Source organism: Sediminibacterium sp. KACHI17, from assembly GCF_040362915.1.
Lineage (GTDB): Bacteria > Bacteroidota > Bacteroidia > Chitinophagales > Chitinophagaceae > Sediminibacterium.
In genome coordinates, this window is sequence record NZ_AP029612.1 from 2669377 (window position 1) to 2689588 (window position 20212).

The 20212-nt window shown below is 40.1% G+C and carries 19 protein-coding genes; 8 read left to right on the forward strand and 11 right to left on the reverse strand.

Going from position 1 to position 20212, the window contains the following annotated elements; translation table 11 throughout:
• Nucleotides 1-12: 12 nt before the first annotated feature.
• Nucleotides 13-1383 carry a DNA repair protein RadA gene (gene radA, locus ABXG83_RS11815; protein ID WP_353549074.1) on the reverse strand — a complete coding sequence of 457 codons (1371 nt, stop codon included), beginning with the start codon at nucleotides 1381-1383 and terminating at the stop codon, nucleotides 13-15.
• A 459-nt stretch (nucleotides 1384-1842) separates the two neighbouring features.
• Here radA and ABXG83_RS11820 point away from each other — a divergent pair, with 459 nt between their 5' ends.
• A complete protein-coding gene (locus tag ABXG83_RS11820; RefSeq protein ID WP_353549075.1) occupies nucleotides 1843-2532 on the forward strand; it encodes a zinc metallopeptidase in 690 nt (229 codons plus the stop codon).
• Nucleotides 2533-2618: 86 nt separating this feature from the next.
• Here ABXG83_RS11820 and ABXG83_RS11825 read toward each other — a convergent pair whose 3' ends face one another.
• The 4 genes from ABXG83_RS11825 to ABXG83_RS11840 all read right to left on the reverse strand — a co-directional run bounded on the left by ABXG83_RS11825 (nucleotide 2619) and on the right by ABXG83_RS11840 (nucleotide 5667).
• The gene (locus tag ABXG83_RS11825) at nucleotides 2619-4169 is read right to left on the reverse strand and encodes an Rne/Rng family ribonuclease (RefSeq protein WP_353549076.1); all 1551 of its coding nucleotides are present in this window, start codon (nucleotides 4167-4169) and stop codon (nucleotides 2619-2621) included.
• Nucleotides 4170-4374: 205 nt separating this feature from the next.
• A complete protein-coding gene (locus ABXG83_RS11830) occupies nucleotides 4375-4470 on the reverse strand; it encodes an AURKAIP1/COX24 domain-containing protein (protein ID WP_225975540.1) in 96 nt (31 codons plus the stop codon).
• Between the two features lie 33 nt (nucleotides 4471-4503).
• Nucleotides 4504-5355 (reverse strand): tetratricopeptide repeat protein, encoded by an 852-nt coding sequence (locus ABXG83_RS11835; protein WP_353549077.1) that lies wholly within the window; start codon nucleotides 5353-5355, stop codon nucleotides 4504-4506.
• A 21-nt stretch (nucleotides 5356-5376) separates the two neighbouring features.
• Entirely contained in the window at nucleotides 5377-5667 is a 291-nt protein-coding gene (locus ABXG83_RS11840; RefSeq protein ID WP_133474522.1) for an HU family DNA-binding protein, read from the reverse strand.
• 216 nt (nucleotides 5668-5883) lie between these two features.
• Between ABXG83_RS11840 and mutY the strand changes: the two genes are divergently transcribed.
• From mutY to ABXG83_RS11875, 7 genes are all read left to right on the forward strand, one after another.
• Nucleotides 5884-6942 carry an A/G-specific adenine glycosylase gene (mutY, locus tag ABXG83_RS11845; RefSeq protein WP_353549078.1) on the forward strand — a complete coding sequence of 353 codons (1059 nt, stop codon included), beginning with the start codon at nucleotides 5884-5886 and terminating at the stop codon, nucleotides 6940-6942.
• 82 nt (nucleotides 6943-7024) lie between these two features.
• A complete protein-coding gene (gene ssb / locus ABXG83_RS11850; RefSeq protein ID WP_353549079.1) occupies nucleotides 7025-7456 on the forward strand; it encodes a single-stranded DNA-binding protein in 432 nt (143 codons plus the stop codon).
• A 72-nt stretch (nucleotides 7457-7528) separates the two neighbouring features.
• Nucleotides 7529-8863 (forward strand): gliding motility-associated protein GldE, encoded by a 1335-nt coding sequence (gldE, locus tag ABXG83_RS11855; protein WP_353549080.1) that lies wholly within the window; start codon nucleotides 7529-7531, stop codon nucleotides 8861-8863.
• Nucleotides 8864-8979: 116 nt separating this feature from the next.
• On the forward strand, nucleotides 8980-9555 hold the full coding sequence (locus ABXG83_RS11860) for a hypothetical protein (protein WP_353549081.1): 576 nt from the start codon (nucleotides 8980-8982) through the stop codon (nucleotides 9553-9555).
• A gap of 185 nt (nucleotides 9556-9740) precedes the next feature.
• The gene (locus ABXG83_RS11865) at nucleotides 9741-10325 is read left to right on the forward strand and encodes a DUF3109 family protein (protein ID WP_353549082.1); all 585 of its coding nucleotides are present in this window, start codon (nucleotides 9741-9743) and stop codon (nucleotides 10323-10325) included.
• Between the two features lie 9 nt (nucleotides 10326-10334).
• Nucleotides 10335-11714 (forward strand): LutB/LldF family L-lactate oxidation iron-sulfur protein, encoded by a 1380-nt coding sequence (locus tag ABXG83_RS11870; RefSeq protein WP_353549083.1) that lies wholly within the window; start codon nucleotides 10335-10337, stop codon nucleotides 11712-11714.
• A 15-nt stretch (nucleotides 11715-11729) separates the two neighbouring features.
• A complete protein-coding gene (locus ABXG83_RS11875; protein WP_353549084.1) occupies nucleotides 11730-13019 on the forward strand; it encodes a polysaccharide deacetylase family protein in 1290 nt (429 codons plus the stop codon).
• A gap of 2 nt (nucleotides 13020-13021) precedes the next feature.
• Here the strand turns inward: ABXG83_RS11875 and ABXG83_RS11880 are convergent, their stop codons facing one another.
• From ABXG83_RS11880 to ABXG83_RS11905, 6 genes are all read right to left on the reverse strand, one after another.
• On the reverse strand, nucleotides 13022-13945 hold the full coding sequence (locus ABXG83_RS11880; RefSeq protein ID WP_353549085.1) for an EamA family transporter: 924 nt from the start codon (nucleotides 13943-13945) through the stop codon (nucleotides 13022-13024).
• 2 nt (nucleotides 13946-13947) lie between these two features.
• Nucleotides 13948-15432 carry a bifunctional phosphoribosylaminoimidazolecarboxamide formyltransferase/IMP cyclohydrolase gene (purH, locus tag ABXG83_RS11885; protein WP_353549086.1) on the reverse strand — a complete coding sequence of 495 codons (1485 nt, stop codon included), beginning with the start codon at nucleotides 15430-15432 and terminating at the stop codon, nucleotides 13948-13950.
• 61 nt (nucleotides 15433-15493) lie between these two features.
• Nucleotides 15494-17545, reverse strand: a complete 2052-nt coding sequence (locus ABXG83_RS11890) for a ComEC/Rec2 family competence protein (RefSeq protein WP_353549087.1) — start codon at nucleotides 17543-17545, stop codon at nucleotides 15494-15496.
• A 78-nt stretch (nucleotides 17546-17623) separates the two neighbouring features.
• A complete protein-coding gene (locus ABXG83_RS11895; protein ID WP_353549088.1) occupies nucleotides 17624-18820 on the reverse strand; it encodes an ATP-grasp domain-containing protein in 1197 nt (398 codons plus the stop codon).
• Nucleotides 18821-19162: 342 nt separating this feature from the next.
• Nucleotides 19163-19507: a hypothetical protein gene (locus tag ABXG83_RS11900; protein WP_353549089.1), complete on the reverse strand. Its 345-nt coding sequence runs from the start codon at nucleotides 19505-19507 to the stop codon at nucleotides 19163-19165.
• A 10-nt stretch (nucleotides 19508-19517) separates the two neighbouring features.
• Nucleotides 19518-20066 (reverse strand): sigma-70 family RNA polymerase sigma factor, encoded by a 549-nt coding sequence (locus tag ABXG83_RS11905; protein ID WP_353549090.1) that lies wholly within the window; start codon nucleotides 20064-20066, stop codon nucleotides 19518-19520.
• Nucleotides 20067-20212: the final 146 nt, after the last annotated feature.

Consider the following 20212-nt stretch of genomic DNA (forward strand, 5'->3'; position numbering starts at 1 on the left):
ACTTTTACATCCTTAAAAAAGTTGCTGATATACCTCATCTACCCGACTCAACGCAACTACTTGGATCTTGTAGGCTTGTGGATTGAAACTTTTCTTGTTGTACTTCGAAACGAATATTTTTTCAAATCCGAGTTTCTCTGCTTCAGCAATACGTTGTTCTATTTTATTAACAGCTCTGATCTCGCCATTCAATCCTACTTCACCTGCAAAACACACATGAGGCGGAAGCGGAATATCTTCATAGGAAGAGAGTAAAGCGCAGATGACAGCGAGATCAATCGATGGGTCTTCTACTTTAATACCCCCTGCAATGTTTACAAAAACATCTTTCATTCCAAATTGAAATCCACCTCGTTTTTCAAGTACGGCTAATAACAATTGAAGTCTTCGGGTATCAAAACCGGTCACAGTTCTCTGTGGGGTTCCGTAAACACTTTGTGTCACCAATGCTTGTACTTCAATGAGTAATGGACGCATACCTTCAAGGGTTGCAGCAATACCACTACCACTTAACTGATCCTCTCGTTGAGCGATCAAAATTTCTGAAGGATTGGATACTACTCGCATACCATCACCTGTCATTTCATAAATACCCAACTCGGCGGTACTGCCAAAGCGATTTTTCAAAGTTCTTAAGATCCTATAAGCATAATGTCGATCACCTTCGAACTGCAAAACCGTGTCTACCATGTGTTCCAGCACTTTTGGTCCTGCAATGGCGCCATCTTTAGTGATATGTCCGATCAAAAAAACAGGGGTGCTGGTTTCTTTTGCGAAGCGTTGAAATTCAGCTGCACATTCCCTGATCTGAGAAACGGTTCCTGCAGATGAATCAATCAGATTGGACTGTAATGTTTGAATCGAATCAACGATTACTAACTGGGGTTTCAGTTTTTTGATTTCCTGAAAAATCGTTTGTGTTGATGTTTCTGTGAGCAGATAGAAATTTTCATTTTTGATCTTTAATCGATCCGCTCTCATTTTGATCTGTTGCTCACTTTCTTCCCCGCTGATATATAAAACTTTGAGTTGATTGAGCAGTAAACCATTTTGCAAAAACAAAGTACTCTTACCTATGCCAGGTTCGCCTGCCACTAAAATGATGCTACCCGGAACAATGCCTCCTCCCAATACTCGATCTAATTCCGGATCTCGACTTTGGATTCTTTTTTCTTCGGTTGTTTGTACCTCATTTAAAGAAATCGTTTTAGTTTTTCTTTTTTCTTCTTTGTAATCATCCCATTTTTCTTCTTTCACATTTCCTTTATCCAATACTTCCTCAACAAAAGTATTCCACTGAGAACAGGCCGGACATTTTCCGATCCACTTCGCACTTTCATAGCCACAATTGCTGCAGAAAAAAGCTGTTTTAATCTTACTCATTTGCTAAAGGTACTGTTGAAATGATGAGTTCTTTTCAGGAAAAAAATGCGCAAAAAGAAATGATGAAATCTTGTGTAAAATCATCCATAATTTGGATAAAAAATTCGCAATTCAAAAAAGACAAAAAACGCTGAAACGCAGCAGTGACGGGCATGTAAAAGGGCCAACATTGCTGTTGACCCTGTTTACTTACTAACCCATTAAATTCTACCACTAAGTTACAAAACCGAGCCACATGGCAAAATAATTTTTGGGTTCTGTGAATAATTTTTTAACCCCGAAATTATTCGTAGATGACCTTAACAGTTTGTTAATCAAAAGGGTTACAGTCATTTTGTCGAAGTGGGGAAAAATGTCATTTTTTTTGGTGCTTTTTGTCAGAAATCGGGGATTTTAAGGCGTCAATTCCCTTTTTTTCGGATTGGTAGGCAATTTGCTGCTCTATCCGAAATTAGTCGTATGAACTCTATCATGTTATTGTCTTTATTATTTATCGGGATCAGTTTCCTGGTTTCGATGCGGTTAAAGTCAAAATTTACCCATTACAGCCATTTACCGATCACCAATGGAATGAGTGGTAAAGAGGTGGCTGAGCAAATGCTCCGCGACAACGGAATATATGATGTAAAAGTTATATCTGTTGAGGGTTTTCTCACCGATCACTATAATCCCATGAATAAAACTGTAAACCTGAGTCCGGAAGTGTATAGTGGAACCAGTATCGCATCAGCAGCAGTGGCAGCCCATGAATGTGGTCATGCTGTTCAACATGCAACCGCTTATAACTGGCTGATGTTGAGAAGCAGGCTGGTACCTTTCGTTCAGTTCAGTAGTTCTATTGTTCAATGGGTGTTGCTGGCAGGAATTGTGCTGTTGAATACATTTCCGATGTTATTATTGGGAGGCATCATTCTATTTGCTATCACCACAGTTTTCTCAGTGATCACATTACCGGTAGAATTTGATGCCAGTAACCGAGCATTGGCTTGGTTGGAAAATAAACGCGTATTGGTGAGTAAGGAACAGGAAGGAGCCAAAGATGCTTTGAAATGGGCCGCAATGACATATGTAGTAGCAGCATTAGCTTCTGTTGCTACATTAATTCAATATGTATTGATCTTTTTGAGTGGGTCAAGAAATGATGATTAAGTGGTAGTGAATGGTGAATTGTGAATTGTCAATTATAGTAAGCTCCTTTTTATTGACAATTCACAATTCACCATTGACCATTCACATTAAAATTTGATCTCCTCTTCTCGTTCATCAAAGAACTTGAACTCTGTGAGATGATAATTAGTATTGGCTTGGGCCTTTACTTTCACTTTGTGTTTCTTTCTCCACTTTTTAATGATAGAAGAGAAGAATCCTTTCGTGAGATAGGAGTGTACGATCGGATGTACCACGATCGTGAGATTTTTGTGTGAATGTGTTACGAGATAATGTAATTTCTTTTCGATCTCATCCTCCAGTAATAATGTAGAAGTGATCTTTCCGGTGCCATTACATGCCGGACAGCTTTCCGCAGTATTAATATTTACTTCAGGACGCATACGCTGACGCGTGATCTGCAGTAATCCGAATTTAGAAATAGGAAGAACAGAATGTTTTGCACGATCCGCTTTCATGAATTGCTCCATGGCTTCCTGTACCTTTCTTTTATTATCGGGCAACTTCATATCAATGAAGTCGACAACGATGATGCCGCCAATATCACGTAAACGAAGCTGTCGGGCAATTTCTTCAGCTGCTTCTAGATTTGTCTCGAGTGCATTCTCTTCCTGATTATTGCTTACACTTTTATAACCACTGTTTACATCTATTACATGTAGCGCTTCAGTATGCTCAATGATCAGGTATGCGCCACTTGGCAGGTTCACGGTTTTTCCGAAAGATGATTTCACCTGTTTCGTTACACCATATTGATCGAAAATCGGAAGCCCGTTATGATAGAAAGAAACGATATCAGTTTTATCAGGTGCAATACGTTGGATATAAGATTGTGTGACCTGAAATAAATTTTTATCATTTACCACGATACGATTGAAATCTGCACTCAACAGATCTCTGAGTATACTGGTTGTTTTGGTTTCTTCACTCAATATTCTCACAGGAGCAACAGCACCTTTCAAATTGTGTTGAATGGTTTTCCAGGTTTCAACCAGTGCCAACATATCCTGATGCAGTTCTGCAGTACTCTTTCCTTCAGCTGCCGTACGTACGATCACACCAAAGTTTTTTGGACGGATAGCTTCTACGATCTTATGCAGACGCTTGCGTTCATCTGAAGAATGAATTTTTTTGGATACAGCTACAATTTCATTGAAAGGGGTTACAACTACAAATCGTCCGGGTAGTGATATCTCGCAACTCAGTCGCGGGCCTTTCGCTGCAATCGGTTCTTTTAATATCTGAACCAGTACATGAGGTTTGCCATTTAGTACTTCATTGATTTTTCCTGTTTTTACGATCTCAGGTTCAGACTGGAATCTGGAAAAATCGAAAGGCTGTTCTCCTTTATCTGTCATCGCTATTTGCGTGAACTTGATAATAGAACGAGCATATGGACTTAGATCCGTATAATGTAGAAATGCATCTTTTTCAAAACCCACATCCACGAACGCAGCATTCAGTCCGGGTATCAATTTCTTGACTTTGCCCAGGTATAGGTCACCCACTGCAAAATTGGCGTCCGTTTTTTCGTTGTGCAGCTCCACCAGTTTTTTATCTTCCAACAATGCAATTTCTACACCTGTTGGAGCAGCATTAATAATTAGTTCTTTGTTCACAAAGTGCAACTTTTAAATACAAAATCACATACCGGTATTCGGTAGATCAACATCCACAACATCTGTTGAGGCAGCCCAGGGAAAGGAAAAGGTAAAGTTGCGAAAAGGAGGAAGGTAAGGCTGCTTCCAGATAAGTGTTAAACGGGTTTAATCAGGCCGAAGCGAGATTAAACCCGTTTAGTATCATGATCGGTAATCCGAAGAATTATTTATTCTTCTTCTTATGACGATTCTTTCTCAGACGCTTTTTACGTTTGTGTGTAGCGATCTTATGACGCTTTCTCTTCTTACCACAAGGCATACCAAAGTAATTTTATACAGTTAAAAAATAAATTTATCGTTTCAGTTCAGCGATCCTTTTTTCCAGCGCTTGCTTAGCTTCCGGTATCGCCACTCTTTTCTTTGCTTCCTCATACCATTTGATCGCATTGGCCTTTTCATTATGAATATCATAAGACTCAGCCAAATTGAAAATGGCATCCAAATTTTCAGGATCTACTTTCAATACATTCAGAAAACGTTCGATGGCTTTATCATACTGACCGCTTTTCTTACTGCCTAATCCAAGCATCATTTGTCCAAATACATTACCCGGATTCTTCTCCACCACTTCTCTGATCTTCATAATACCCTGCATCGGGTTATCTGAAATGTTTCCGAAAAGATAGCATGCCCCCAATCCGATCTTACTCGAATCATTGGCCGGATTGATGCTCAATGCCTGATCAAAAAGAACTTTCGCTTGTGAAGCCAGCCAGTTTTGCATGGCAGGCTCCCCCTCTGTCATCAGGTTGTCTAAAAACAGATGGGCGGCAAAGGTGAGGCTTTTTTCAGAATTTTCCAACTTGGCGGCTTCAGCCGTATACCAGGCATAGGGTTCAAAAATCCGCGCCGAATCGGCCCAGAACCTGGCTAACTGATGATATACATGGATCTTTTGCTCATTGATATCGCCCCTGACAACAGCATTCTCGAGGGCACCCAGACGGGCGACTTGCTCCGGACTGATCCGTTCTTTCGCTTTAACAAGCAAGTCTTCAAACTTAATAGATTGATTTACAGTGCTGTGAGGCGCTTCGCCTTCTTTATGAACGTGTTTACTGGGGGAGATGGTTGGACTAAAAAAGTACAACAGAATGAATATTACCAAACCACCACCCGCTAACAGAAGTTGCTGTTTCTTCACTGATCGGAAATTTCGGCGAAGTTAGTCCGACTTCCGTTTGCTTTTTACTTCACTCACAAATTCTTTTGCCGGCTTAAAGGCAGGAATATAGTGTTCAGGTATTTCTACGGCTACATTTTTCTTGATATTGCGACCAATCTTGGCGGCACGCTTTTTTGTAATAAAACTGCCAAAGCCACGGATATAAATATTTTGTCCGTTGGAGAGGCTCTCCTTTACTTCTTTGAACATGGTTTCCAGCGTGACCAGTACATCCACTTTCGGTATACCCGTTTTATCGGAAATCTGGTTGATGAGATCTGACTTTCTCATTTGTATAAAGTTATTTTATAAATCAGATTTAAAGTACGACAAAAAAACTGGTATTTGCAAGAAAGATAGTGTAAATTTTATGTGCGTTACTAATTGATAGATAAATGATTCAAACGGGCAACAATTGGTTAAGATTTGTTCATATTATAAATATAATTATAGTTTATCAACTTTATTACCAGTCATGCGTTGTTTTGAGCATCTTTGTTTAATCGGATGAAAAAATCTTTTACCTCGATATTAATGGACTGGCACCGGCATCAAAATGACCGGGAAATGCCTTGGAAGGGAGAAAAAAAACCTTACAGAATCTGGTTGAGTGAGATCATTCTACAGCAAACTCGTGTTGAACAGGGGATGGCGTATTACCATCGATTAGTTGAACAATATCCTACGATACAGGATCTTGCCCAAGCGCCCGATCAACAGGTATTTAAATTATGGGAAGGTTTGGGTTATTATAATAGATGCCGAAATCTCCTATATACAGCCAGAGAAATTGTAGAAAAGCGAAACGGAATTTTCCCTTCTACTTATGAAGACCTCCTCTCATTAAAAGGGGTTGGTCCATATACAGCGGCTGCCATTGCTTCATTTGCTTATAACTTACCGTACGCTGTAGTAGATGGGAATGTATTTCGGGTATTGGCCCGTTATCTGGGTATTGATACAGCTACTGATAGTACTGAAGGCAAGAAAATATTCGACGACCTGGCTTACGAGATGCTGGATAAAAAAGAACCGGCTTTGTATAATCAGGCAATCATGGACTTTGGCGCCACCGTTTGCAAACCCATGGCCCCACGCTGTTCTGCCTGTCCGCTTCAACATGGTTGCGCAGCTTTGGCAACAGGTAAAGTGAATCAACTCCCTGTCAAGGAAAAAACATTACAGAGAAAAACGAGATACTTTAACTATTTCATCCTGCAATACCGGCAAAAGATTTGGATACAACAAAGAACTGCAAAGGATATTTGGCAACACTTATTTGAATTTTATCTCGTAGAAACAGAAAAACAGCTTCGTTGGGATACGTCATTGATCCAAAACTACCTAAAGGATCAGTTGAATATCTATGATGCAAGGATTGGAAAGATCTCGCAGCCAGTTGTACAGCAATTGACCCATCAACAAATCAAAGGGCAATTCATACATATAGAATTGAGTCAAAAGCCCGCCTCCATAAAGACCGGGGACTGGAAAAATACAGTCCAGATACAGGAATTGGCGTTTCCTAAGCTCATCACATCATACCTGAAACATTTAAAATCCTAATTTTTTTAGAGCTGTTCTTTTGTTGCTCAAAAAAAGTTATTTTTAAGAGTGATTAATCTGCGACGAACAAAAAATCAATCGTATGAGAGGTGTTAACAGAGTGATGCTCATTGGAAATCTTGGGAAAGACCCTGATGTTCAACATTTAGAAGGTAATATTGCTGTAGCCAAGTTCCCACTTGCCACTACCGAAACGTACAAAGACCGCTCGGGAAAACTGATCTCCCAAACCGAATGGCATACCGTTGTTCTGTGGCGCGGACTGGCGGAATTGGCACAAAAATATTTGCACAAAGGCAGTTTGATCTATGTAGAAGGTCGTTTACGTACCCGTAGCTGGGAAGATAAAGAAGGCAATAAAAAATTTGCTACAGAAGTGGTGGGTGATAACCTGATCATGCTGGATAAACGAGGTGATGGTTCCGGCGGACATGTTTCCGGAGATGGAATTGAAGGTTATACAGGTGATGATATACCCCCATTATCTGATCCAGGAGAATCATTGCCCTTTTGATAACTCCGCTCAACGTATTTTTGTGAGGAAAAGAATGACATCGTCATTCATTGTTAATTAAAAACACCTGTTTTGGATTATCACTCGGTATTGAATGCCCAACTTTTATCAGCCATTCATCCACAAGGCACAACGGTACTTGTGATGATACTTGTTGTTTTACTTTTTCTTTCTTTTGTTTTGTCAGGATCTGAAGTGGCTTTCTTTTCGCTTACTTATAAAGACATCAATAACTTAAAATCGAAACAGATCCCCTCTTACAAGAGAATTGTAGATCTGTTGGAACAGCCTAAAACTTTATTGGCTTCTTTATTGATCGCTAATAGTTTTATTAATATCTCTATCATCATCATATCAAATCTGCTCATTGATAACATGTTCAATTTTGAGCAATTCAATGCAGTATGGGTAGAGTTCCTCATCAAGGTTTTAGCAGTATCATTTTTATTGGTACTCTTCGGTGAAGTAATGCCGAAAGTATTGGCCACACAAAACAATATTCGTTTCGCCAAAGACTTTGGGGGTGTAGTACAAGGTGTTGCTTACACATTTGCCGGAATGAGCAAATGGCTGGTAAAATATTCTGATATCATCGAAAAAAAATTAGCCAGCAAAACCGGAAGTGCATATAGCCTGGAAGAACTGGATCATGCCATCGATCTAACTACCAATGAAACCGCTTCTGAAAATGAAAAAAATATACTCAAGGGTATCGTCAAGTTCAGTAATATTTCGGTGAAACAGATCATGAAAACGCGGATGGATGTTCATGGCGTAGAATATGGAACTTCATTTGGAGCACTGATCGAAATGGTCAAAGATTTGAACTACAGCAGATTGCCGGTATACAAAGAAGACCTGGATGAAGTGCTTGGTATGATCCATACCAAAGATCTATTGCCACATCTACACGAGTACAATGATTACAATTGGCACGCGTTAATGCGTCCACCTTTTTTTGTACATGAGCAAAAACCTATTGAAGATCTGTTACAGGAATTTCAACAGAAAAGAATCCACTTCGCTGTAGTTGTAGATGAATTTGGGGGCACCAGCGGTATCGTAACCTTGGAAGATATTCTGGAAGAAGTAATCGGTGAGATCAAAGATGAATTTGATGAAGAAGATAGCGGGTTTAAAAAGATAGATGACAATAACTATATTTTCGAAGGTCGTACCATGATCCATGACGCTTGTAAGATCATGGACATACCCGCAGAAACATTTGATGAAGTAAAAGGAGAAAGTGATTCACTCGCCGGACTCGTACTCGAGATCGCCGGAGATATTCCGAAAGCAGGTGCCATATTATTAAGTGGAGACTTTGAATTCACCGTTCTGGAACTTGAAAAGAATAGGATCCAAAAGATCAAACTCACGATCAAGAGAGAGTTGGTTGGGGGATAATCAATGGCGGATGGCCATAGTAAGGAAAGAGTATGTTGGAGAAAAATTTAAAGTGTCGGGATTTATTTATGCGAAAAAAAACTGAAAATCGATTCACTAATATTCAACTATGGTCCATGGTCTATGGACTATTGACTTTCATCCTACTCTCCGCTTGCAACAGCTCTTTCACGCCTAAACCCAATGGTTATTTCAAAATCGATTTTCCTGAAAAAGCTTATAGGTCATTTGATACAGCAGGATACCCGTATGCATTTGAATATCCCGTATACGCAAGAGTGGTAAAAGACAGTACCTTTTTTGGAGATGCTACAGAGAATCCATGGTGGATCAATATTGAATTTCCTCAATTCAATGGACGTATCTATATCAGTTATAAAGAGATCGGTCCGAATCGGTTTGATACATTGGTAAAACACGCTTTTGTATTAACGGGGAAACATTCAGCTAAAGCATATTCCATTGATGATTCCTTAATAGTAACACCTAATGGTATCAGTGGTATGTTCTTTTCTGTAGGGGGAGATGTGGCAACTGCCAATCAATTCTATCTTACAGATTCCACACATCATTTTTTACGCGGAGCAATGTATTTTGATGCTACTCCAAATGCAGATTCATTGGGAATTGTAAATGCATTCATCCTTCAGGATATGCGTCATTTGATCAATAGTTTTCGATGGAAAAAATAATATAGCCGCCTAGGAATAGGCGGCTCTCAGGCAAACACTGAACTACCCTTCGGTAACCAGTATAATACGTATACGCTGAAAACAGATGAATGTTACCATTTACCCTGTTAAATCTTAGGTTATACAAAAGATAGATACCCCATTAAATCTGGTTATCTTCGCACTCATATTAAATACCCGTTTTCATGATAGCCATTGATAATAAATTGATCAGCGACGAGGTGCTGGAAGAACAATTTGTATGTGATCTTACCAAATGCAAAGGCGGTTGTTGTGAAGATGGGGATGCTGGCGCTCCCATGGAAAAATGGGAACTTGAAAAGCTAAAGGAATACTATGCGGTCATCAAACCTTATATGACACCGGAAGGCATTAAAGAGGTGGAACGTCAGGGAAAATATTTATATGATAAAGAATTTGGCTGGGTTACGCCTACGATCAATGGGGGTATTTGCGCATACGGATATCGTGATGAAAAAGGAGTGATCAAGTGCGGCATAGAACAAGCGTATAATGATGGCAAATTGGATTGGAAAAAACCTTTGAGTTGTCATCTCTTCCCGATCAAAACGAAAAAGAGCAAAAGAGACCCTGATATCGAATATGTGAACTATGAGCCGCGTGAAGATCTGTGTAAAGCCGCATGTTCATTGGGTAAAAAATTGAAAGTACCTGTATATGTTTTTTTGAAAGATTCACTGATCAGAAAATACGGGGAAGAGTTTTATGAAGCATTATCAGCTACTGCTGAGCATATGAAAAAAGCATAACGTCCAATTATGACAGATACTGCCGCCTCATTTATTGCAAAAAGTACGATCAAAGCTGCTGATCTGGAACACAGAAGAAAGATCAATTTTAACATTGGTAAATACAATGCAGTGGTACCTATTGGTAAACAACAGTTCACCAATCTGATGGATGCACGTGAGCGAGCTAAAAATGCCAAATGGGAAGCCATTGAACATCTGGATCGCTATCTGCTGGAGTTTGAAAAAAAGATCACTGCAAGAGGGGCGCGTGTGGTATGGGCTGAAGATACAGCGCAGGCACTGGAAGAGATAGGAAAGATCTGTGATGAAAAACGTTGCAAAACGCTGGTGAAAAGTAAAAGCATGGTGACCGAAGAAATTCACCTCAATGATTTTCTTGAAAAAAGAGGAATTGAAAGTGTGGAGACAGATTTAGGTGAATACATTCAACAATTAGACGGAGAGCCTCCTTACCATATCGTTACACCTGCTATGCACAAAAGCAAAGAAGATGTGGCGAAATTATTTGCAAATAAACTGGGTACCAGACCTGATCTTACACCGGAGCAACTAACACTGGTTGCAAGACAAAAACTCAGAGAAAAATATGTACAAGCAGAGATAGGAGTTACCGGTGCTAATTTTATCATTGCTGATATCGGAGGTATTGCAGTTACAGAGAATGAAGGAAATGCAAGATTAAGTTGTGCCTGGCCCAAAACACATATTGTGATCGTTGGTATCGAGAAAGTGATTCCTTCGATCAAAGATCTTTCTCTTTTCTGGCCGCTGCTGTCCACTTTTGGTACCGGTCAGAAAGTAACTGTTTATAATACCATTATCTCAGGTCCCAGACAGGCTGATGAAACCGATGGGCCTGAAGAAATGATCGTGATATTATTAGATAATGGACGAACCAATCTCCTCGCCAATCCTACCAGCCGCGAAGCATTGTACTGCATTCGTTGTGGCGCTTGTTTGAACGCTTGTCCGGTATATAAAAACATAGGTGGACATGCCTACGAAACTACTTATAGTGGTCCGATCGGAAAAGTGATCACTCCACACTTACGTGGCGTAGAAGATTATAAACACCTGAGCTATGCTTCATCACTCTGTGGTAACTGTACAGAAGTATGTCCGGTAAGAATCAATTTGCATGAATTGTTATTAGATAACCGTCATGAAGCAGTTGTACAAGGGTCTAGTACCATCGCAGAACGTGTTGCATGGAAAGCCTGGAAAATGGCAAGCCTCAACCGTATGATGATGAATATGGGTAATGGTAAAATGAAAAATTGGGTAGTGAATAAAGTCTTCAAAGGATGGTCGATGCACAGATCTGAACTGGATTTTAGTCAGAAGACCTTTAATGAGTTGTGGAAGGAAAAACAGAAAAATAAATAGATCCCGCAAATTATTGTGACGGTTATATATACGCCACATATTAGCCCACGTCTGCAATATATTGTTGCACATCTGTTTGAGGGATCAGCCGGTATTACTACTTCGATAGAAGAATACCATGATACAATCGGTGTAAAGATCAATTATTCTAACACTAAGATGATTGATTCTGAATTGTGGATCATTCCTTCAGGATTGCTGCAAGAGAAAAATATTCGGGATCAATCCATCGAAATAACATACTGGCAACAACTACCGGTTTTCTTCTCAACAAAAGGATCGATACCCTTTGATATTTTTTCAGCTGCATTTTATGTATTGTCTCGCTATGAAGAATATCTTCCCCATGAAAAAGATCCATACGGACGTTATGCTTATACCAACAGTATAGCATGGAAATATCAATTCCTGGATCAGCCGGTTTTGGATCTATGGATGAAACAATTAGAGTTGGTTCTTAAGCAACAACAATCATCATGGCATTTACCCATACGGATCTTTTCGATAGAACCTACTTATGATATTGATCAAGCCTATCGGTATTTATGGTTATCGCCTTTTAGAAATATTCGTGGCTATTTTTTTGATCTGTTTCAAGGACAATTCGATCATGTCACCACAAGGATGAAGGTATTGTCAGGAAAACAAAAAGATAGTTATGATATCTATGATTGGCTAGATGCATTGCATATCCAATATCAGCTTGATCCGATCTATTTTTTTCTGATGGCTGAGAAAAGGAATTCTATTGATAAGAATATAGATCCGTATACCAGGGGTATGCAACAACTCATATCTAGGCATGCCGGAAAGTATACGATCGGTATTCATCCTTCCGCACAAAGTAATTCCGATATAGACCGCCTTAATCGAGAATGTCAACTGCTGCAATACCATGCAGATCAAAAGATCGAAAGATCAAGGCAGCATTATGTCATCATGGATTTTCCGGATACATATCGAAGATTGATACAGTCAGGTATTTTACACGATTATTCTATGGGATACGGAGCTGTCAATGGTTTTAGGGCATCCATAGCTCATTCTTTTTACTGGTATGATCTGTTGAATGAGCAAACTACTAACTTACGCATACATCCATTTTGCTATATGGATAGCACTGCAATTTTTCATGAGCGACTCAATGCAGAAATGGCAATGGAGCGAATGAGTGGTTTATATGAAACGGTTAAAAAAGTGAACGGAACGTTTTCTTTCATACTCCACAATCATTTTTTAGCAGAGCAGTCCGAATGGATGATCTGGAGACAATTGTATGAGGATTTTTTAAAGAAGTACTGTTGATCTTACATGGCATCCGGATCGGTCAGTGCTTGTTCTCTTTGTTTTTTCAGACTTCTATTTACAAGAAACACTCCTATCAGTGTGATCAATGAGCCAATGAAAATATTGATCGTTAATTTTTCATTCGTGATCAGTGTGCCTAATAAAATAGCAACCAGTGGATTGATATATGCATATAAAGATGCAATGGCTGGCTCAAGATGTTTCATGGTATAGATGAAGGCAACAAACGCAACGATAGAACTTGCAAGCACCAGGTATGAGATGGCCAGCCAAGTATTTACAGGGACGCTGGTAATAGGAACGCTTTTACCTGAAACAAGCACCATGATCATCAGTACAAAAGAACCCATCAACATTTGCCAGCCTGTAGCATTATAGGCATTCATTTTTACTTTGTTTCTTGCAATGATGATCGTTCCTACACTCCAGCTCAGCATGGCGATCACTGATAGTAATAATCCCCAGATATAGCCTTCTGTATAATTGTGAAAAGCGTTATCATAAAAAACAAAGCCGATGCCGGTGATGCCTAATAACATCCCAATAAAAGTAATGGCCGTGATCTTGGTATTCTTAAAGAACAGTTTTTCAATGACCACTACCGACAAAGGGTAAAGTGCAGCGATCAAAGCAGCCAATCCACTGGGGATGTATAACAATGCAACAGTGGCAAATCCATTAGCGATCACGAATAAAAGCATACCCATTCCGGTCAGCCAAAGCAGTTGTTTGGGGGTGGGAAACTTTTCTCCTCTGATGAGGAAGAATAGTACAAATAAACTGCCACCTAAAAACTGACGAATAGCTGCTACTTCTAATCCGGGTACACCTTGTTGAACAGCGATTTTACTGGCAACCCAACTAGTGCCCCACAGGATACTGGTAGCTACTAAACCGATATATGCTTTTTGTTTTATCGTCATGATCAATGTCTGAAATGACGCATACCCGTCATTACCATTGCCAGTTGGTGTTCAACGCAATAGGCAATACTGTCTTTATCTCTTACTGAACCTCCGGGCTGAATGAATACTTCAATTCCTTCTTTATGTGCGATCTGAACACAGTCATTGAATGGGAAAAATGCATCTGATGCCAACACTGCTCCTTTTAGATCGAACTGAAACTGATGTGCTTTTTCAATAGCATGTCGCAGTGCATCTATTCGACTGGTTTGTCCGCATCCTTTTCCAACCAATTGCTTGTTTTTTACTAAAGCAATGGCATTACTCTTTAAGTGTTTGCATACAAGGTTGGCAAAGCGGAGATCTTCTTGTTCAGAAGAAGTGGTAGTTCTTCCGCCTACTTCTTCCCATTTTTCAAAATTTCCTTCATCAGCACCCTGTTCCAACACTCCATTCAAGATCGATTTAGATGGTGCTTTCAATGCAGGAGTACCGGGTTTAAGCTGTAATAAAATTCTATTCTTTTTACTTTTTAATACTTCCAATGCATCAGCATCAAAAGAAGGAGCGATGAGTACTTCAAAGAAAATTTCGTTGATCGCATCGGCAGTTGCTTTATCTACTGTGCCATTGGTTACCAGAACACCACCGAATGCACTTTCCGGATCACCTGCCAAAGCAGCGTCCCAGCTTTCTTTCACGGTAGCACGTGCAGCAATGCCGCATACATTGGTGTGTTTGATGATAGCAAATGTGGTATCTGTAAATTCTCCGATCAATTGCACAGCTGCATCCACATCTACCAGGTTATTGTAAGAAAGCTCTTTACCATTCAACTGATCAAATAATTGTGTAAGATCACCATGGAAAATAGCCTGTTGGTGTGGGTTCTCACCATAACGCAAAGCTTGCTGATGTCCGGGATTGAAGTAATTACTAATAGCAATATCATAATGCATCACTACTTCAAATGCTTTGGCGGCAAATGCTTTTCGTTGCTCGATGGTTGTAGCGCCTTTTTGGTCAGCCAGGATTGTCTCCAGTACTGCGTAATCATCTTTAGCAGCAATCACAACTACATCTTTAAAATTCTTAGCGGCAGCGCGTATCATGGATGGACCGCCGATATCGATCTTTTCGATGATCGCTTTTTCTTCACTGGTGTTTTTTAATGTTTCTTCAAAAGGGTACAGATCTACGATCACCAGATCGATCTCCGGAATACTGTATTGTTTCATCTCTTCCAAATCCTGCACCTCATATCTGCGACCCAGAATACCGCCAAACACAACAGGGTGCAATGTTTTTACCCTTCCGCCTAAAATAGAGGGGTAAGTGGTCAGACTTTCCACTGCAACACATTGAACCCCTAAACCTTCTAAAAATTGTTGTGTACCACCGGTAGAATAAATCGTGATACCTTCTGCCTGAAGGCGTTTGGCCAAAGGTTCAAGGCCATCTTTGTAAAAAACGGAAATGAGTGCAGATTGGATCTTCTTTTGCATGATGAACAGTTCTATTTATCACCGGGATTCCGGCGGTATGAGTGAATGGTTGGCGCAATCGTCAGTACTCCATTACAAAAGCACCTTGTTCAGGTACCGAATGGTGGCGCAAATGTAGGCTGTCTGCCTCTTTTTTCCACTTTCGGATTTTCCACAAAGCATTGTTTCCGTCAAATATGTATTGCCGGGCTTTGAAAACACGGTGTAAATCACTCATATTCAAAAAAGAACCTTTTTGTATCACGACAATATCAACCGGGAAAGATCCATGACCTGGCACTTCACCTGTAAAGACCCAATGATGCCCCTTCATTGAAACAACCGGATATTGTTTGGTTGATACTGTTCCATGAGATTGCACAAAACCAAGTTTGGTTCGAGCACTTGAGAGAAATCTTGCTGCTTGGTCCGTATTGCCGCTGACCCATGAAAAATAATGCCCACTGCTGCCGATGTCGGTCACCGTTTGTGCACCCATTTGATACACAGCCAGCCGAACGGTATCCCGGATATTAATTTGACGATAGCTATGAAAAGCCACGATCACAATAGCGCTACACATCGCGATCATCGTCCATTGGGACCTCTTATACACAATTCTACAACCGATGGCTGCTACTATGATATAATACAGTAAGACTTGAATCAAATGAAGATCGATATGGTTTGTGACTGCAAAGTCTAGTTGGTCAAAAATGCGAATACATTGATTCATGATCGCTAATATTTTTTGAATCACTAAACCTGAAAGTCTTGCTATATCATGTAATGGAGAGATGAGTAATAGAAAAATACAGCCATACATCACCAAACCAGATAAAGGCACGATGAGTAAGTTGGTGAGGAGGAAAAGATTGGGAAATTGATGAAAGTGATATACAATAACCGGGGTTGTTAGTACCTGAGCGCTGAGAGTGACAGCGGTCAATTGCCATAGATAACGAATCGGACGAAATGAGATGTATACCGATCTGTAAAGCGGACCTGATATCCAAACAATACTCAATACTGCCAGATAGGATAACTGAAATCCGATATCCCATAAATAAAATGGATTGATGACAAGCAATAAAAAAGCAGAAACAGCAAGTGTGTTATAGGTATTGTTCTTACGCAGTAATAATTCACCCAATATCATGAGAGAAAATATGACCGCAGCTCTTAATACTGATGGACCTGCACCTGTTAAACCTGTGAACACCCAAATGAACAGTAATATCAATATTGCTCTGATCCATCTGGAAATCAGATTGCGTTGGAGGAATTTTGTGAGTAGTAGGAGAAAGCCATAGATCAATCCTAAATGCATACCGCTGACCGCAATCACATGTACTACACCGGTATTACTATAGGCTTGTAAAAGATCATCTTCCAGATCATATTTATAACCAATCACCAACGCCTCTGCAATCGCTTTTTCTTGTTGTCCTGGGATGTATTTGTGAAAAACAGTTCTGACATATTCTTGTGCTCGGATCAGTAGGTTCCTTGTATCAGTCACTCTTTTGATCACATAAAAATCTTTTTCTTCAAGGTACAAGCTGTGATAGATACCTTGTCTGGCACAATGTGCGGCATAATCAAAGCTTCCGGGATTTTGTATTCGATTGATAGGTTGCAACGATTTGCGAGTAATGATCCACTGGTCTTTCTCTAATCCCTTTAGCTGTTTATGGATGTATAACCAAATTTTGCCAGAAGCTTTCTGCCACACTTGGTTATCCTGAATAGCGAGTACCGTAGCTTCGATCTTCCATGTTTTATCTCTTTCGATCGGCTGACTTGTAAACTGCAATACAAGCGCTTGTTTTTTGATGTTGTATTGACCTATCCAATCTTTTTGATAACGAATATTTCTTTCTCTGGTAAGAATAGAGCCTAAGCAAAATAAACAGGTGTATAAAAGTGTTGCTGTCAGTCTTCGAAAGCGAAATTTCAATCTTATACTAGTGAATGTATGAAGGAGAAGCAGTAGTAGCGAGATAAGAAGAATAACCAGTGGCAGAACGAATGTATGCGGGAAGTAGTATTGGATCAGAATGCCCGCTATAAAAGGAGGCAGTATCCGAACGAAGGGAACTTTTCTGAAAAAAGGAATAGAGGAAACACGCATGTTTAAACCTACATGAAAAGACCGCGTCGTGAAACGCGGTCTGTCTATTCAAGTAAGAATACTACGTGTTTATACTTGTTATTTTGAAAGATTCATACTTCTTTCCTTGTACAAGGTTCTGAAGTAAGGATCTCTCAGATCTTTGATGAAACGAATGGCTTCACCGGTACTTTTCATTTCAGGTCCCAGTTCTTTGTTGACACCGGGGAATTTTTCAAAACTGAAAACAGGTTCTTTGATCGCATACCCTTCCAGTTTTTTCTCCATGGTGAAATCGGTGAGTTTATTCGCACCTAACATTACTTTGGTAGCAATATTCAAGTAAGGGATCTGATATGCTTTTGCGATGAATGGAGTGGTACGAGAAGCTCTTGGATTGGCTTCGATCACATACACTTTACCATCTTTGATCGCAAATTGAATATTGATCAATCCTTTGATATTGAGAGCTCTCGCAATTTTTTCACTGTAATATTCCATCGTCTCAACAACCAATGGTGTAAGATTGAAAGCAGGTAGCACGGCATTACTATCGCCGCTATGGATACCAGCCGGTTCAATATGTTCCATCACACCCATGATATGGAAATTCTCTCCATCAAAAATGGCGTCTACTTCTGCTTCCTGACAACGATCTAAGAAATGATCGATCAGGATGGTGTTACCGGGAATATGTTTCAATAAGCTAATTACAGCTTTCTCTACCTCTTCATCATTGATCACAATACGCATTCTTTGTCCGCCCAATACATAGCTTGGACGTACCAGAACGGGATACCCAACTTTATTCGCCACTTCAATAGCTTCTTCAGCAGTGTAAGCGGTACCATATTCAGGATAAGGAATATTGAGTTCTTTTAAGAGATCACTGAATCTACCACGGTCTTCGGCGATATCCATGCTGTCGAATGATGTACCGATGATGCGGATACCTTTCTGGTGTAAACGCTTCGCCAGTTTGAGAGCTGTTTGTCCGCCCAACTGAACGATCACACCATAAGGCTGTTCCAGTTCAATGATTTCCCACAGGTGCTCCCAGAAAACCGGTTCGAAATACAGCTTATCGGCCATATCGAAATCTGTGGAGACTGTTTCGGGGTTACAGTTCACCATAATGGCTTCGTAACCACATTCTTTAATGGCCAAAAGACCATGTACACAACAATAATCAAATTCAATACCTTGTCCGATACGGTTAGGTCCACTGCCTAAAACAATGATCTTTTTTTTACCGGAAGGAATTGATTCGTTGGATGATAAGGTAGGATGGCTCATTTGCGACAAATTGCGCAAAAATAAGGGGTTGAAAGAATTTACCGTCGTTATTTTTCGAATAATCGCAGAATAGTTGGAAATGATGTGATCAATCGGTCAGTTCTTCACATCGTAAACCGGCGTTTTGAAGGGTGTTTTCAATGATCCGGGGCGATAAAGTCGTATCTGCTTCTATTCTCAAAATATTGTCAATATCATGCATATCTACGTTCCACCGATGTATGCCCCTAATGGGATGCAATAATTGCCCTGCATGAAGGAGCTGGCTTTGATCTTCCAGGTTGGTTTTAAAAACAAGAACTTGCATGCTTACAGTTGTTAGGTTATGGTCGTATATCTGTTTTAGGCATCTGGTTCGACACTATTTCGCTTCCACATGTTGCATCGGTTGCGCCATTCCTCTTTTATTTTTTCTCTTTCTTCCGGACTCAATCCTTCCAATTTGGCTTCCATCTTTTCTTTCCAGCGTTTTTTGTAATCGCCACCCTTACCACGAAAGCCGCCAAACAATATTTTACTTAATACGAGTAAACCCAATGCCTGCCAGTAGGTAACGGTGGAAACGGATACGACTTCAGCCAGTACGCCATTCCACAATAACATTACCACCCAGGTGAGTAAGGCTATTCCTGCGATGGCAAGGATGCTAAACCCTACTATTTTTTTGATCCAAAATTTCTTATTCATCATGTTCTGTTTATGAGTGGTTCAATAATTCATTTTTCAAACTGCCTAGTCGTTCACGCAGATGCAGTACTGCATAACGTTTTCGGCTGATCAGGGTATTGATGGTATCACCCGTTTGTTCCGCAATTTCTTTAAAAGGAATGCCTTCAATTTCATTCAATACAAAAGCATCTCTCTGCGGAGCAGGTAATTCATTCAAGGCTGTGTATAGGGCATCCCAAAATAAAGAACGCATGTATTCTGATTCGGGGTTGTTCTTATCATCAAAGAAAAGATCTGACCATTCAAATCCTTCATCATCATTGGATACATAGAGGTCTTCTAATAATTCAGGCTTTTTCTTCCTTTGTTTATCGGTGATCTTATTCCGGGTAACCGTGAACAGCCAACTGGTCAGTTGTTCAATAGGGGTGGTATTCCCAATGAATTGATAGAAGACATCCTGGAGAATATCTTCCGCATCGGCCTCACTGCTCACCCGTTTACGGATAAACCCCATCAATCGCTTACTGTAGGTATTGATGACCTCGGTGATATGCTTGCCGCGCGAGTCGCTCATGTTAGCCGGTAGTTGCCATGCCTGATCCATACAAATGGGTAGACGGGCGAGGGTTGAATATATTGTAAGGGTTCTTTTTTTATTTATTAGTAGGATCGGTTTACTATTTATTTCAAGTGTTGATCAAATTAATAAGCCCGCAAACC

What these genes read in the sequence shown, in the direction of transcription:
- radA (WP_353549074.1), bottom strand. Translation starts at nt 1,383, where the DNA reads ATGAGTAAGATTAAAACAGCTTTTTTCTGCAGCAATTGTGGCTATGAA.
- ABXG83_RS11820 (WP_353549075.1), top strand. Translation starts at nt 1,843, where the DNA reads ATGAACTCTATCATGTTATTGTCTTTATTATTTATCGGGATCAGTTTC.
- ABXG83_RS11830 (WP_225975540.1), bottom strand. Translation starts at nt 4,470, where the DNA reads ATGCCTTGTGGTAAGAAGAGAAAGCGTCATAAGATCGCTACACACAAA.
- ABXG83_RS11840 (WP_133474522.1), bottom strand. Translation starts at nt 5,667, where the DNA reads ATGAGAAAGTCAGATCTCATCAACCAGATTTCCGATAAAACGGGTATA.
- mutY (WP_353549078.1), top strand. Translation starts at nt 5,884, where the DNA reads ATGAAAAAATCTTTTACCTCGATATTAATGGACTGGCACCGGCATCAA.
- ssb (WP_353549079.1), top strand. Translation starts at nt 7,025, where the DNA reads ATGAGAGGTGTTAACAGAGTGATGCTCATTGGAAATCTTGGGAAAGAC.
- ABXG83_RS11860 (WP_353549081.1), top strand. Translation starts at nt 8,980, where the DNA reads ATGGTCTATGGACTATTGACTTTCATCCTACTCTCCGCTTGCAACAGC.
- ABXG83_RS11865 (WP_353549082.1), top strand. Translation starts at nt 9,741, where the DNA reads ATGATAGCCATTGATAATAAATTGATCAGCGACGAGGTGCTGGAAGAA.
- ABXG83_RS11870 (WP_353549083.1), top strand. Translation starts at nt 10,335, where the DNA reads ATGACAGATACTGCCGCCTCATTTATTGCAAAAAGTACGATCAAAGCT.
- ABXG83_RS11880 (WP_353549085.1), bottom strand. Translation starts at nt 13,945, where the DNA reads ATGACGATAAAACAAAAAGCATATATCGGTTTAGTAGCTACCAGTATC.
- purH (WP_353549086.1), bottom strand. Translation starts at nt 15,432, where the DNA reads ATGCAAAAGAAGATCCAATCTGCACTCATTTCCGTTTTTTACAAAGAT.
- ABXG83_RS11890 (WP_353549087.1), bottom strand. Translation starts at nt 17,545, where the DNA reads ATGCGTGTTTCCTCTATTCCTTTTTTCAGAAAAGTTCCCTTCGTTCGG.
- ABXG83_RS11895 (WP_353549088.1), bottom strand. Translation starts at nt 18,820, where the DNA reads ATGAGCCATCCTACCTTATCATCCAACGAATCAATTCCTTCCGGTAAA.
- ABXG83_RS11900 (WP_353549089.1), bottom strand. Translation starts at nt 19,507, where the DNA reads ATGAATAAGAAATTTTGGATCAAAAAAATAGTAGGGTTTAGCATCCTT.
- ABXG83_RS11905 (WP_353549090.1), bottom strand. Translation starts at nt 20,066, where the DNA reads ATGAGCGACTCGCGCGGCAAGCATATCACCGAGGTCATCAATACCTAC.